Annotated in this window: 15 protein-coding genes; all 15 read left to right on the top strand. The window is 57.6% G+C overall.

Translation table 11 applies throughout. The annotated features are described in order from the left end of the window. The first annotated feature begins 234 nt into the window (after positions 1 to 234). The 15 genes from RMR16_RS08695 (at position 235) to gpJ (ending at position 14,602) form a co-directional block, all read left to right on the top strand. Positions 235 to 1,344 carry a hypothetical protein gene (locus RMR16_RS08695; protein ID WP_320200502.1) on the top strand — a complete coding sequence of 370 codons (1,110 nt, stop codon included), beginning with the start codon at positions 235 to 237 and terminating at the stop codon, positions 1,342 to 1,344. 16 nt (positions 1,345 to 1,360) lie between these two features. Beyond that, positions 1,361 to 1,699 (top strand): capsid cement protein, encoded by a 339-nt coding sequence (locus RMR16_RS08690; protein ID WP_320200501.1) that lies wholly within the window; start codon positions 1,361 to 1,363, stop codon positions 1,697 to 1,699. 12 nt (positions 1,700 to 1,711) lie between these two features. Further along, positions 1,712 to 2,665, top strand: a complete 954-nt coding sequence (locus RMR16_RS08685) for a major capsid protein (protein WP_320200500.1) — start codon at positions 1,712 to 1,714, stop codon at positions 2,663 to 2,665. 15 nt (positions 2,666 to 2,680) lie between these two features. After that, entirely contained in the window at positions 2,681 to 3,190 is a 510-nt protein-coding gene (locus tag RMR16_RS08680) for a hypothetical protein (protein WP_320200499.1), read from the top strand. Positions 3,191 to 3,295: 105 nt separating this feature from the next. Then, the gene (locus RMR16_RS08675; RefSeq protein WP_320200498.1) at positions 3,296 to 3,724 is read left to right on the top strand and encodes a gp436 family protein; all 429 of its coding nucleotides are present in this window, start codon (positions 3,296 to 3,298) and stop codon (positions 3,722 to 3,724) included. Next, entirely contained in the window at positions 3,715 to 4,143 is a 429-nt protein-coding gene (locus RMR16_RS08670) for a phage tail terminator protein (RefSeq protein ID WP_320200497.1), read from the top strand. The genes RMR16_RS08675 and RMR16_RS08670 overlap by 10 nt, the downstream gene beginning before the upstream one ends. After that, positions 4,140 to 4,304: a hypothetical protein gene (locus RMR16_RS08665; protein ID WP_320200496.1), complete on the top strand. Its 165-nt coding sequence runs from the start codon at positions 4,140 to 4,142 to the stop codon at positions 4,302 to 4,304. Before RMR16_RS08670 ends, RMR16_RS08665 begins: the two co-directional genes overlap by 4 nt. Then, positions 4,297 to 5,229 carry a phage tail tube protein gene (locus RMR16_RS08660; protein ID WP_250972419.1) on the top strand — a complete coding sequence of 311 codons (933 nt, stop codon included), beginning with the start codon at positions 4,297 to 4,299 and terminating at the stop codon, positions 5,227 to 5,229. Before RMR16_RS08665 ends, RMR16_RS08660 begins: the two co-directional genes overlap by 8 nt. Positions 5,230 to 5,273: 44 nt before the next feature. Then, a complete protein-coding gene (locus RMR16_RS08655; protein ID WP_320200495.1) occupies positions 5,274 to 5,648 on the top strand; it encodes a hypothetical protein in 375 nt (124 codons plus the stop codon). A 104-nt stretch (positions 5,649 to 5,752) separates the two neighbouring features. Continuing rightward, entirely contained in the window at positions 5,753 to 6,019 is a 267-nt protein-coding gene (locus tag RMR16_RS08650) for a DUF1799 domain-containing protein (RefSeq protein ID WP_320200494.1), read from the top strand. Next, positions 6,016 to 9,687 carry a phage tail length tape measure family protein gene (locus RMR16_RS08645; protein ID WP_320200493.1) on the top strand — a complete coding sequence of 1,224 codons (3,672 nt, stop codon included), beginning with the start codon at positions 6,016 to 6,018 and terminating at the stop codon, positions 9,685 to 9,687. The genes RMR16_RS08650 and RMR16_RS08645 overlap by 4 nt, the downstream gene beginning before the upstream one ends. Further along, positions 9,684 to 10,106 carry a hypothetical protein gene (locus RMR16_RS08640; protein WP_320200492.1) on the top strand — a complete coding sequence of 141 codons (423 nt, stop codon included), beginning with the start codon at positions 9,684 to 9,686 and terminating at the stop codon, positions 10,104 to 10,106. Before RMR16_RS08645 ends, RMR16_RS08640 begins: the two co-directional genes overlap by 4 nt. Before the next feature lie 184 nt (positions 10,107 to 10,290). Continuing rightward, positions 10,291 to 10,815: a hypothetical protein gene (locus tag RMR16_RS08635; protein WP_320200491.1), complete on the top strand. Its 525-nt coding sequence runs from the start codon at positions 10,291 to 10,293 to the stop codon at positions 10,813 to 10,815. Next, the gene (locus tag RMR16_RS08630; protein WP_320200490.1) at positions 10,812 to 11,255 is read left to right on the top strand and encodes an NlpC/P60 family protein; all 444 of its coding nucleotides are present in this window, start codon (positions 10,812 to 10,814) and stop codon (positions 11,253 to 11,255) included. Before RMR16_RS08635 ends, RMR16_RS08630 begins: the two co-directional genes overlap by 4 nt. Further along, positions 11,255 to 14,602: a TipJ family phage tail tip protein gene (gene gpJ / locus RMR16_RS08625; RefSeq protein WP_320200489.1), complete on the top strand. Its 3,348-nt coding sequence runs from the start codon at positions 11,255 to 11,257 to the stop codon at positions 14,600 to 14,602. The genes RMR16_RS08630 and gpJ overlap by 1 nt, the downstream gene beginning before the upstream one ends.

Raw genomic sequence — 14,602 nt, 5'->3', positions numbered from 1 at the left:
GGCGGATATACCGAATTCGGGCTACCCTAGCGTTAGAGGCGCGTTAGAAATCGATTGCGGCGTGGTTGCGGCCTGTGTCTGGCCTTCCGATTGCGCTCCGGCCTTGATTGACGCTATAAGATGGCGCAATCTGCTTTTGCGCCTCCCACGACATCGGGACGGAACTAACTGCCTTTCTTTTAAAATTCTCGCTTGGCCCAATGTGGCTTTCAGTTATCGCACTGGAAGGTTCACATGGCAGACGCCAAGCCCATCACCGCACGTATTGAGGTTTTTCGCAGCGGCACATTCATTCCGATGAATGGCCAGCAGCTTTCGTTTTCTGCTGCCGACCTGAAGGCGATGGCCGACGCCTATGATTACAAAACGGCACCAGCGCCGGTGGTTGTTGGACACCCAAAGACAGACGCCCCGGCATTTGGTTGGGCGCAGAGCTTTGAATATGACGCCACCGCTGATCGCCTGTTTGCCAATGTCGGTGAAATCTCGCCTGCCTTTGCCGATGCGGTCAAAAACGGCACCTATAAAAAGGTGTCTCTGTCTTTCCATCGCCCTGACCATGCCGCCAACCCCGTTCCCGGCACTTGGTATCCGAAACATGTTGGCTTCCTTGGCGGCGCGGCACCTGCGGTCACCGGTCTGACCAACGTTCAGTTTTCGAATGACGACGATAGCGTTGTGATCAGCGCTGATTTTGGCGAACGCGGTTTCGAAGAGACCGCTTCTCTCCTGCGCGGTCTGCGCGATTTCATTATCGAGAAGTTTGGCAGGGAAGACGCCGACAAGGCTTTGCCTTCCTACAGCATCGAATGGCTTCAGGAGATGGAAATCGAAAAGCCGGTTCGCCAGCCATCCTTTTCCGCACCATCACCCAAACCCAAGGAACCGCCCGTGACACAGCCCGATCCGGCTATCGCCGCCCGCGAAGCTGAATTCAAAACCCGTTTCGAAAACCTCCAGAAGCGCGAACGCGAACTTTCCAACGCCGATAACGCCGCCTTTGCGGAAACGCTGGTGACGGACGGCAAGCTTTTGCCGGTTTCGAAAGACAAGGTCGTTTCGATCCTCAACGCCTTGCCGGTTGAAACCGCCGTCTCGTTTGCTGAAGGCGAAGCGGAAGTTCCTGTTGTTCAGGCACTTCGCGACATTCTGGCCGCACAGCCGAAAGTCGTTTCCTTCGGTGCCGACGATCTCCCTGAACTGCCCAAGGACGGCGATGCTTCCTTCGCAGCGGACGGCCAGACCGTGGACCGCGACCAGCTCGACACCCACAACAAGGCGAAAGCCTACCAGAAGTCCAACCCCGGCACGGCCTATCTCGACGCCGTGAAGGCCGTTTCCTGACCTGAAGGATTTCCGAATGAACTTTTTTATCGACATCTTGTCGCTGACTGCCACGGCAACCACGCTCTTTGATGAAGGCGATTTGGTCGACTTCAACGACGCCAAGATCGTGACTGACGATCAGCCGGTCAAGGGCGTTGCGAAGCATCCTGCTACCGAAGTCGGCATGAGCGTCGCCTTGGTGGCCATCGGCGTGGGCCGTTCCCGCGCAAGCGGTGCCATCACCAAGGGAGCAAAACTGATTTCCGCTGCTGGCGGCGGCGTCAAAGCTGCCGGTGCGACCCCCGCTAACGCTTTCGCAACGGCGCTCACTGCCGCAGCAAACGGCGAATTCGTTTCCTACCTCGTTCGATAAGGACCGCTTTGAATGTCTGCTCTCAATACCAAAACGGCTGCGGTCGTTGATCCGATCCTCTCCACCCATGCACGCGGCTACCGCAACAGCACCTTCATTTCGCAGGAACTGTTTCCCCGCGTTTCCATCCCGAACCGCTCGATGAAAGTCATCAAGTTCGGCAAGGAGTCTTTCCGCGCTCTCAATACGCGGCGTGCTCCCGGCACCAACAAAAAGCGTGTCCAATACGGTTATGCTTCCGATCCTGTGTCGCTGTCGCAGGATGCGCTTGAAGGCGTCGTGCCGGAAGAACATCAGGAAGAAGCCCAAAGTGTTCCGGGTATCGACCTTGCTGCTGGTGCCATCAACATGACGCTGGATGTTGTTGATCTCAATCTTGAGATTGAAGCATCGACGTTGGCCCGCAATGCCGCGAACTACGACAACAACCACAAAGTTGCGCTGACGGGAACGGATCGCTGGAAGAGCGATACGAGCAACCCCAAGGCCGATTTTGACGAGGCGAAAGAGGTGATCCGCCAGTCCATCGGGCGTTATCCCAACACGCTCGTCCTCGGCCCCGGCGCCAAGAATGCTCTTTCCAATCACCCGAAGATCAAAGAGCAGTTCAAATATACGTCGAAAGACAGCATCAGCCTCGACATGCTCGCGGCCTACTTCGAAGTGAAGAAAGTCGTAGTCGGCGCTGCGATCTACTTACCGGAGACCTCCGCTGACAACGCGTTGGCAAACGATGTCTGGGGTGATGACGCCATTCTGGCCTACGTGCCGGAAACGGGCGACAACTTCCAAGTGCCGTCCTACGCCTACACCTACGAGCTTCGCGGCTATCCGCAGGTCAACCAGCCTTACTTCGAAAATACCACGGACTCGTGGATTTATCCGATCAAGGTCGAGCGCCGCCCGATCCTCGTCGGCGCTGAAGGCGGCTTCCTCTTCCAAAACGCTGGCGCGGCTCCGGCCTGATAGGGGATGATGACCATGGACGATAAAAACGTATCGGTGTCGTTGATTGCCCCTGCAAAGGTCAATGGCGTTCGTGAACCCGCAGGGAAAACCGTCACAGTCAGCGCCACGCTTGCGCTCCAGCTCGCGGCTTCAGGGGCAATCAACCCCGAACTGGCCGCGCAGCTTTCGCAGGCACTGGATATGTCCGACACGCTTCTGGAGAGCGATTTCCAGCAAGCCGTTGAAAATGCCGCCGTTGATCGGATCGAGGTATTCAAGGTCAAATATGACCTTGAGCACGCAAAGCTCATTGATAGTTACGCCACCGAACAGCGGGAAATCACCGACCAGCTCACTGAAGTCAGCGAAAAAGCTGCTGTTCTCGAAGGCGATCTGGCTGCGGCTCGACGCCGTTACGAAACGGCGGAGGAAGCTGCCGCCGAAATCTCCGCCGATCTCGCCGCCGAAAAGACCGCCCGCGCTGAAGCCGAACGAAAACTGGCAGACGCGACCGCGCCGAAGCCTGCGAAAACCGCGAAATAAGGTCCGCTCCGAAGCCTCGCAAGCCGGACCTTTCGAGCGGGCAGACTGCCAAATCAATCTGCCCGCTCGTTTTTCACCCCATTTCCTAACGCTCTGGTGCCGCCCGTGACCTATGCCACGCTTGACGATTTGATTGCCCGCGCCGGTGAGGCCGAAATCAAGCAGATTGCCGACCGCGACCGCGACGGCGAGATCGACGCCGGTGTGATTGCTGAAGCGTTAGAACATGCCGACAATCTGGTGAACGGCTATGTCGGCACGAAATACAGCCTGCCATTTGTCGCCGTTCCCGATCTCGTCACAACTTGGGCAATCGATATTGCGCGCCACCGCCTGCACTTTCAGGGTCCACCGGAATACGTTGAAGAGGATTATAAACGCGCCATTGCATCGCTTGAGCGCGTTGCAAAAGGTTTGATTTCCCTGCCGGTTGCTGGTGTCGAAACGCCTGCCTCCAGTTCTGGCACCGTGATGTTTTCCGCGCCTGAAGAAGTTTTCACCGCTCATGGTTTGAGGGGCTGGAAATGTTCGTAAGCATTATCGAGCGCCTGAAATCTAACGCACCGTCGCTGGATAGCGTGGAATTTGCAGAAGATTTGGACGTAGTTGCCAAGGGCGTCCAACGCACAAGCACCACGACATTTGTTGTCCCGCAGCCTGAAAAGGCCAGCCCGAACAGACTTGCGACCGGCCACCGTCAGCTTGTCCAGGTACGCTTCCTTGTGGCGACCATCCTCCGTTATCACAGCGATAACACCGGCAAGATGCGCGCTGAAGAATTTGACCGTTTCAAAGGTGAAATCGAAGACGCCCTGACCGGCTGGGAGCCGACCGATGGCAGCGACCCTTGCGAACTGGTGGGCACCGAACCGACCCCTATGCCGAACGGCGTGACGATCTTCGTCGGCATCTGGGAAACGTCCCGTTACCTCACAGCCAAGGACACACCATGAACCAGCCGACCAGCGGCGGGCAGTACGTCCGCGACCCTGAAACCGGGGCGATCACCAAAGTTACGGAAGCCGCCATTCAGCCTTCCGTCACCTCCTTTGAACCTGAAATCCCGCAACCGGTCGAAAAGGCCGCTCCAGTAAAAAGAGGCCGCAATGTCTGACGTACGTTTTTTCCGCAAGCTCGCCATTCTTGCGAAGATTGAGACCACCCAGGGCGAAGACGCCGAACCGGCTGCTGCCGATGCCATCATCATGTCTAACGTCACGTTCACGCCACTGACCGGCGAACGTGTATCGCGTGACCTGATGCTGCCATATCTCGGCAATCAGGGTGTAATTCTTGCTGGCATCTATGGTCGCCTTGAAGGCGATATCGAGTTGGCAGGCTCCGGGGTCGCAGGTACGCCGCCTAAATACGGCTCGCTCCTTCGTGCCGCCAACTTCGCCCAGACCGTCACAGCCAACACCAAAGTCGATTACACCATCGTCGAGGACGGCGCGGAGGCTGCATCCGTCCACTTCATCTCTGATAAGGTGCAGCACATCTTCGTTGGTGCCAAGGCGAATTTCGCGCCCAACTATCAGCCGAAGAGCTACCCGAAATGGCGCGTGACCATTGTTGGTATGCTTGGCACCATTACCGATGTTGGCGTTATGCCCGTTGTCAGCAAGGCCGGTTGGGCCAAGCCCGTGCATGTCAGCAAAGCGAACACGCAAATGTCGTTGCACGACTGGCCGTCTGTCGCTGAGAGCCTGTCGCTCGATGTCGGCAACACGCTGACACCTCGCTTCCTGATCGGTGACGAAAAGGTCATCATTTCCAACCGCTCCTCCACCGGCACTGCCGTTGTCGAGGCGCGCTCGCTAGCGACCGTGAATTGGTTCGATAAGGCGCTGACCCGTGAAAGCGGCGAACTCTCGATCACGCATGGCACGGTTCCCGGAAACATTGTCGAGATCACCGCGCCAGCCGTCGAAGTCGGTGAACCGACGCAAGGCCAGACGGACGGCATCCTGAACTATTCGCTGCCGCTCGATCTCTGCGCAATCAACGGGCTGGATGAACTGAAAATCACCTTCAAGTAGCCGTCCGCCTCTTTCACCCTTCGAAGTCCTTCAGGAGAAACCACATGAAATTCGTTCTTGCAGAAACCTACAGCTACTGGTGGCCCGTTACTGTTCGCGCTCCGCATCCAGAGGAACCCGGCAAAATCCTCGAACGCACTCTGAAGATGCAGTTCGAACCCCAGCCTCGTGAAGATGCCATCGCCGCACAGGAAGCATACGAAAAGCTGACGACACAGCGCGAGCGTGAAGCTCACGAGGTCAAGCAGCTCGTTGTGGTCTGCAAGAATTGGGATGATGTCGTGGACAAGGACGGCGGCGCTATCGCTTTCACTCCTGAAACCCTGACGCAAGCGCTCAACATCGGTTGGTTCCGCCAAGGTGTCTATCAGGCCTATTCGGAAAGTCTCAGGGGCGACGAAGCCCGCTTGGGAAACTGAAAACGGCGGCGCGAGCATGGGCCTTTGCCCAACTTGGCCGCGCCGATCCTGCCCTCGTCACAAGTCTCGATGAGGACGTAGCGGTTCAGTTTGAGCTGATGGGCGTGGAATTCGACCCTTCCGAAATCACTTCAGAAGAAGACGAGGCATTCAAGGTGTTTGCGCCCAATTGGGAAAGTGTGACCGCATTTCTCGCCTGCGAAACGCAGTGGCGGGTGCTGGCGGGTGCCGCAAAGCTGGTTTGGCTCGGCTTGGATTACGTCGCCGTCGATATCGTTCTTCGCCGCTATGAATTCCCTAATGCTGTCTTTGCCGATCTTCAGGTGATGGAACTTGAAGCGCTGTCTGTTCTGAAGGGTGCCAACGCATGAACAGACAAATGGAATTCGAACTGATCTTCCGGGCGCAAGCCGCTGCTGCGAAGAATGCCACCAACGAACTGCGCAACGATGTTGCCGCGTTAGGAAATGAGGTCACGAAAACCGCCGCTGCCTTCGATAAGGAAGCGGCGGCAATGAACCGCGACACCGAAGCCGCCCGCAAAAATGCCGATGCCACGAATGCGCTGACAAAGGCGGAAGCAAAAGCACGGCAGGGTGCACTAGAAGCCTCTGGCGCGGTCACGCCCACAGCGCCGGGCCGCAGGCCGCGCCAGACGCAACCGCAATCACCGCAGAACCCCGCGACACCGCCCGTTCCGCCCACGCCACCGGTCCCGCCCGTTCCACCTGCGAACGATAATGAGCGTCGTGACCGCAACCGCCGCCAAAACCTGACTTATCAGGGTTTTGATATCGGACAGGGTATTTTCGGCGGAATGCCTTTGCCGATGATTGCGGCGCAGCAATTGCCGCAGGTTCTTCAGCTCTACACCGGTCAAGGTGGAATGAATGAAGCACTGAAGGATTTCCGTGTCATCGCCGGTGGCGCTGCCCGTGCCATCACGCCGTTGACGGTTGGTATTGCTGGTTTAACCACGGTTGTTGCCTTGGGTGCGATTGCCTATAGCGGTTATCTCCGCTCCTCCAAGGAAGTTGAAACAGCGGCTTCCGGCCTTGGCCGGGCAGTTGCCGGTAGTGCCTCCGATATGGAAGCCGCCGCACAGGCTGGTGCCAGCGTGGCCGGGATTTCGGTTTCAACTGCGCGAACCATGGAAGCACAATTTCTGCGCACGGGTCGTATCGGTTCGCAGAACTTTGAAGCGCTCATCGGCATTTCCAAGGATTTTGGCGCGACCATGGGTATCACCACGGCTGAAGCCGGGTCGATGCTTGCGGAAATGTTCGCTGATCCTGCGAAAGCCGCAGAAACACTTTATCAGAAATACGGCCTGATCGACGCGGCAACCGCCCGTCATGCCACCAATCTCGCCGCGCAGAACCGCCAGTCCGAAGCGCAGGCCGTGTTGCTGAAGGCGCTGCCAGACCAGCTCGCGGACGCCAGCGAAGCGACAACCGCGCTTGGTCGTGCGTGGGACGCGGTTGCCCGTGGTGCCAGCAACGCGTTTGATAGCGTTGGCAGTTTTCTGGATCGACGTATTTCCGGCCCGACGCTGGACGAACAGATTGCCGAAGCTGAAGAGGCACAAAAACGCCTGTCTTCAGGCCTTGGTTTCCTCGACTTGCTCAATCCCGGCAGCACCGCGAACCTCGTCAGCCCGGCGCGACTGGATCAGTTGCGCGAGGAAAAGCGCCTTCGGGATGAGGCGGCAGCAGAGCGCAAACGGGTGGCGGAAGATGCTGCCCGCAGTCGCGCTGCTTTGTCTGTCGCTGAAAGTTCACCGGCCAATAACTCCCGCCAGCGCCAACAGGAACTACAAAATCAGATTGAGGCTCTGCGGGCCGGGCGCAATGCCACCGGCGTTGATGATTTCCAGCGCGGCCAGATCGACACTGCCATTGACGCTAAGACCCGTGCGCTCGAAGCGCTGATCAATCGCCAGCAACGTTCAACTGAACTGGATCGCCTTGAAATCCAGATTTCTAACGAGCGCAATCCGCTGCTGCGTGCCGAACTGGATGCGCGCCGCACACGCCTGCAAATGGCGGAACAGGAAGTTTCAGCCGAAACCATCGCGATAGAAGCTGCCCGCGCCCGCAATCGCATCGTGGAAGAAACCATAGCGACTGCATCTTCGCAGGCTTCCGATATGAAAACGGAAGTCGAGACGCGTGGGCGGCTCAATTCTCTGGTGGCATCCGGTGCAATTACGTCTGCCGACGCAAACCGGATGCTTCAGGAAGAAGCCACGCTTCGCCCATTGATCGCCGCTGCTGCCGCTGCTGAAGGCGCGGAAAAAGAGCGACTTAATAAGACGATTGCCGACCTGAAAGGCGGTTATGCCGGATTGGCCGCAGAGGAAAAGCGCGCATCCGTCATGGAATATATGCGTGGCCAGAATGACAAACTGGAGCAGCTCCGGCTTGAAAAAGTTCTGATCACCGAGAACGAAACGACCCGTGGCCGCGCCATGGCATTGCTTGAGGCGGAACAGAAAGTTCGCAGCATGGGGCTTTCCGCCTCAAGCCGTGAAGCCGGTCAAATTCGTGCGCTGGCGTTAGAACAGGCGAACCTTACCCGCGAAATTGAAAAGCAAGGTGCGGCTTGGGACCGCGTTTCACTGGCGGGCGAACAATCCATCGACAGTCTTGTTGATGGCCTTCTGAACGGCGATATCGACGGCGCGCTGGAAAGTGTTGCCAAGGATATCACCGGCATGTTTTCCGAGCTGGCGATTAAAAACCCGCTGAAGAACGCAATCATGGGAACCGACTTCAGCACTTTGTCTGATGCCGGTGGGCTTGGCGGTATTTTTACGCGGCTGTTTGGTGGCGGTGGCGATAAAGACCCGGCTTCTCTCGTTAGCCAGGCGCTCGGTCAATCTGTCGGCACAATGTCCGTCAACGCGGCCACGGTCATGATCAATGGTGGCATGGCAGGCGGTCTTGGTGGCCTCCTCGGCAATACAGCCGCGAACGACAATTCCAACATTTTGCAGTTTCCCGGTTCGATGGATGCCTACGCCAAGGCAATCAAGTCCATAGAAAGTGATGGGAGCGGCGGGTATTCTGCACTTGGTCCAATCACCGCTTCTGGCGACCGCGCCTATGGTGCCTATCAGGTCATGGGCGCAAACATACCATCGTGGACGAAACAGGCGCTAGGCCAGTCGCTTACACCAGAGCAGTTCCTTGGTAACTCGGCTGCGCAGGATAGCGTTTTTAAGAAGATATTCGGCGGCTACGCTTCGAAATATGGCGCGTCAGGTGCTGCGCAGGCGTGGTTCGGTGGTCCCGGCTCTGTCGGCGGCGGTGGCGCGGCAAAGGATATGCTCGGCACGTCTGGCACTGCCTATGTCCAGAAATTCAACGCTGCACTTGGCACTGCAACACAAAGCACCAATGTCGCGGCGCAAGGTCTTGGCAATCTCGGAACCGGTTTCAGCCAGTTCGGCCAGAACCTCACCAGCTTCTTCCCATCCGCTCCCAGCGCTGGCGGCGGCGGTATCGGTGGTTTCTTCAGCAAGCTTTTCGGCGGCATGTTTGGCGGTGGTCTCAATCAGTCCATTCTCAACGCTTCACCGCAGACTGCCAGCGCCATCGCATCTGGAAGCGCCGGCCTTTTTGATGTCGGCGGTTGGACCGGCCCCGGCGAGACCAAGGACATTGCAGGCGTGGTCCATGCCGATGAGTTCGTGTTTTCGAAAAAGGCCGTGCAGAAGATTGGCGTTCCCAAGCTGGACGCGATGCACAAGGGGCTGCTGCGCGGTTACGACACTGGCGGTTACGTCAGCGCCGGTGCTGTTTATCCGTCTGCTGTTGCCGCCAATTCTAACGCGCCTTCTGGCGTTTCCATTGCGATCAACAATTACTCCGGTCAGGAGGTCAGCACCGAAGAAAGTACCGACGCCAAAGGCAATCGTCAGATCACGATGGCTATAGGTCAGCAGGTTGCGGCAACAGTGGGCCAGCGCGGCAATCCAATGCGCCGCACGATGCAGAGCGAATTCGGCCTCAAGCCACGAGGGATCAGACGATGACGCACCCCGTCTGGCCCGTAGAGCTTCCGAAACCGGAACGCGGAACATGGCAATCCACACCCCAGGATGCGCGCCTGAAGCGCCGTTCGGATGCCGGTCCAACCAGCTATCGCCGTCGCTTCTCGTCGGCTTCTCGCACAGTGTCTCTGTCTATCGTCGTCAATCGCAATGGCAAGGAACGGTTCGACCGCTTCTTCCAGCGCGACACCAAAGGCGGATCGCTGCTGTTCTGGATGCCCGATCCGACCACGCAAGGCTGGGCGCTCGGCACCAGTGACGGTGCTGCACTGCTGACCGGTGACGGCGCACGCATCCTTATGGCCCGGCGTTGGCTCGTCACATTCGGCGGCAATCTGCCGGTGGAAACCGTGCAGGGCGTGGAATTTCGTTTTTCATTTTCAGTCGAGGTGATGCCATGAGATGCACATACTGCGGTTCAAACCAGCATCCATACGAATATTGCCCGAAAACATGGGGCGGCAGTTCTGCCCGCCTGCATCTTCGCTGCTCATACTGCGGCAGCGGAAACCACAACTACGAGGCCTGCCCAAAGCTTGGGCGGAATGGCAACCCTGATGGTGTGATCCTGTTGGATAAGCGCTCATGAGACGAGTGAGCCTCAATGCCCGCTTGGCACAGGACGCGCAGGCGTCAGCGGAAATCTATGTCGCTTTGTTTCAGATCGAGCATCCCGAACTGGAAAAGCCAATCCGGCTTTCGACCGACAACACCGAACGTCTTTCGAGCGACCCACTTTATTATGGCACCCGCTCCACATGGCGTGGTGCCAATCCTATCAAAGAACCCTTTTTATGGATCGTGGCGTCTGCTGTCATGCCGTCCGATCTGGATGATGCACCAGCGACCGCGTCGCTCGTTCTCGAAAATCTGGATCAGGAAATGGTCAATCTGGTGCGCTCGTTCACGACGCCCGCATCGATTCACATGGCAGTGGTCATGGCGTCATCTGCGAACCTGATCGAAGCCGAATTTACCGATCTCAACATCACTTCCGCCGACATCAATGCCGGTGAGATTTCGCTCTCCATCAGCCGGGAGGAAATCGAACTGGAATACGTGCCGGGTGGCCGCATGACGGCAAGAACCTTTCCGGGGCTGCACAGATGATCCAAGCAAGTCACAAAAATATTCAGCACTGGAGCGACCGTTTCGTGGGCCTGCCATACCACGAGTTCGGGCGCGAGCGAGATGGTTGCGATTGCTGGGGGCTTGCCTGCACGATCTATCGCGAAGAGCTTGGCATTCGATTGCCGGACTATCTCGGTTACGGCTCCGTCGAAGAGCATGGCGAAATTGCCGCGCTCGTTTCCGGTGCAACATCATCACCGCTCTGGATGCCTGTCAGCGGCACAGCCATCGCTTTCGATATTTCAGTCTTCCGTCGCGGTCGCCTCGATACGCATGTTGGCATCGTTGTCCATCATGGATTGATGATCCACATGGTTGATGACGATTGCTCCAAGGTAGAAAGCTATCGGGCAGGCAAATGGGGTCATCGGCTGGCAGGCACTTATCGCCATGTCGATATGATTTCGAGGGCCGCTTGATGCCCGCTCAAACGGCTCTCATTCCTGTTCTTGCAGTCCCGATGATCGACCCCGCAGTAGGCCGGATTGACTTAACCGTGCCTGCCGGTGCGACACTTGCCGAAATCGTTAGAACTACACTGCCCGATTTATCTTCTAACGATTGGCATCATCTTCGCGTTGCCATCGTAAGTGAACGCGGCTCCATCATCATTGCTGCCGAATACTGGCGCTCGGTGCGCCCGCGTGAGGGCGTCCGCGTCGTCATTCGCATCGTGCCGGGAAAGAATGCACTGCGTTCGATCTTGTCTATCGTTGTTTCCATCGCAGCCGTGGCACTCGGTCAGTTCTGGGCAGTTGGACTTGCAGGCGCACTTGGTATTTCCACCGGCTTGGCAGCGGGCCTGATCGGACTTGGCGTTACTGTTATCGGCAATCTGCTAATCAACGCGCTGATACCGCCGCCCAAACAGCAGCAAGGTTTGGAGGCAGAAAACCGCTACAGCATCACTGGTTGGCGCAATCGGCTGGAACCAGATGCAGCAGTGCCTTTGCCGCTCGGCACAATGCGTTATGCGCCGCCTTTCGCAGCTTACACCTACAGCGAAATTGTTGGTGACTGGCAGTATTTGCGCTGCCTGTTCTGCTTCGGCTACGGCCCTCTGTCGCTCTCTGGTTTTCAGATCGGTGACACGTCGCTCTCTGAATATGACGAGGTGGATATTCAGGTTCGTGAAGGTCGCGCCGATGATGCGCCGCTGTCGATGTTCCCACGTCAAATCGTGGAAGAGACGGTCGGCGCTGAGCTTCTGATGCCTTATCCCCGCGACGATCTCGGCGAAATCATTGGCGGAAGTTCCCCTGAAGAAGATCGTGTCGTTAGAACCACGGGTGCCGATGCATCTGGTGCCAGCGTAATTCTCGCATGGCCTGCCGGTCTGGTCCGCTACAACGACAAGGGAAATCCGGTCAATCACACCGTGACCATTCGCATCGATCAGCGCCGTATTGATGCCGACGAATGGCAGGCCGTGAAAACCATCACCGTTCGCGCCCGCAAGCTGGAAGCGTTTTATCGTCAGCATACATGGACATTCCCGACCCGTGGCCGCTGGCAGGTGAGCTGCGTCATGATGACGGCGGAAACCAGTGACTCGAAAGTCCAGCAGCGCACGAGCTGGGCTGGATTGCAGACGATCAGGCCGGAATATCCTTTGAACTTTCCGCATCCGCTTGCCGTGGTCGCACTGCGTATCAAGGCAACGCATCAGCTCAACGGCCAGCTCGACAATTTCAACGCTCTGGGATCACGCATGTGTCTCGACTTTGACCACGAAAGCGGCCAGTGGATCGAACAGGAGACCAGCAACCCGGCTTCGCTCTACCGCTATGCGCTTCAATCTCCGGCTAATCCAAAAGCCGTTTCCGATACCGCACTCGATCTTGAAGCCTTGGCGGACTGGCACAATTTCTGCCGCCTGAAGAACCTCAAATATGATCGCGTGATAGAAGAGAAGTCCACGACACTTCGTGATCTCCTAACCGAGATCGCCGCCGCAGGCCGTGCCAGCCCGCGCCACGATGGCCTGAAATGGTCCGTCACCGTTGACCGTCCAGACAAGCTGCTGGTGGACCACATCAGCCCACGCAACAGCTACGATCTGCGCGTGTCGCGGTCTTATGTGGAGCCGCCAGACGGTTTCCGCGTGTCCTTTCTGGATGCGACCAACGATTACAAGGCAGCGGAACGCATCGTTCCTTGGCCGGGCAAAGAAAGCGGCAATCTTTCGCTGCTGGAAGAACTGGAGCTGCCCGGCAAGACCGATCCCCGCGAAATCTATCTGGAAGCACGCCGCCGCATGTACGAGGCGACCCACCGGCCTGACGTTTACACAGTCTCGCAGGATGGCCCTATCCAAGTCGCAACCCGTGGCGATCTCGTCCACCTTTCCAGCGACGTCATCAACCGCGTGCAGGTCGCAGCGCGTGTGCAGTCCGTTTCCGGCCGACTGATCGAGATCGATGAGGCCGTGACGATGGAGAGCGGCAAATCCTACGCAGTCCGGTTCCGCACCGGCATTACCGCAGAGGACACAATCGGCACGTCTATCGTTAGAACCTTGGCAAAAACACCCGGTGAAACAAAGGCTCTTCTGCTCACTCGTGACGATGAAATGCCGATGGCTGGCGACCTCATTCATTTTGGTGAGGCATCCACCGTGGATTATCCGCTGGTGGTAACTGGTGTCGAGGCGGGCGAGGATTTCTCCTCGCATCTTCGACTGATCGACGCTGCCCCTATCATTGACGAGTTGTTGGATGAAGAAGTGGTTCCGCCTTGGTCCGGACGCGCTGGCGCTGAAATCCCTGAAACCGCTTTGTTGCCTCCAGCGCCGCGCTTCACCTCTATTCGTTCCGGCTTTTCCGGCACAGATGAAATCAACCGGATCAACTATCTGATAGAGCCGGGCAGCGGCTTCGTCACAAGTGCCACTTTCGAAATCCAGCATCGTGCCAATGGCGCAACCGTCTGGAATACGATCTCCATCCCGGTGGCCGATGGTGGCGGTTCGCTCCTGATGTATCTGAATGGTGCATCCGTCCAGATGCGCGCCCGCGCACTCTCAAGCAATGGAGCGCCGGGAGCATACACAACGGTTATCACCTTTACCGTGGGTGCGGACGATATCGGAATTCCAACGGCCTTGCCGTCCAGCATGATCACTGTCGGCGCGTTGCTCGGCGCGGCTGTCGTCCAGTTCTCCACCGGCGACGATGCCAATATCTCCCTTGTACAGCTCTATCGCTCCACTTCGTCAGTTCTAAACCGTGAGACGGATGCCGTCTCGCTTCTAACGGTCCAGCCGTCCCGAAGCTATTCGGCTCCCGTTGGTGACACGACGCGGGAAAACCTCTTGATGAACGGTGCCATGGATAACACCGGAACTTGGGCGGCTGGCACCGGCTGGGCGATTGCTGCCGGAAAGGCGACCAAGACAGCAGGAACAGCCACCGTCCTTTCGCAACCACTCGCCGCCGAAAGTGGCAAATACTATCGGATTTCGTTCGCTCTGTCTGATGTGACAGCCGGAACCCTAACGCCGGAGCTGCTTGGCGGATCGACCCGCACCGGAACCACCCGCGCTTCTAACGGCACCTTCAGTGACCGCATTCAGGCAGTGACCGGCAACAACGCCTTTGCGCTGGCCGCGTCTTCGGCGTTCGCCGGATCGGTCGATAACGCCATCGTCTATCTCGAAACATCCACCTGTCTTGCGCAGGGCATCCACAATTTCTGGCTTGAACCCCAAAACGAAGACGGCATTCCCGGCCCGGTGGCTGGTCCTTTCTCCGTGACCATTCTTTGA

It is taken from the genome of Agrobacterium sp. rho-13.3, assembly GCF_033957765.2.
Lineage (GTDB): Bacteria > Pseudomonadota > Alphaproteobacteria > Rhizobiales > Rhizobiaceae > Agrobacterium.
Note: the sequence above shows the minus strand (reverse complement) of the source record. Positions and strands in the feature narration are given on the sequence as shown.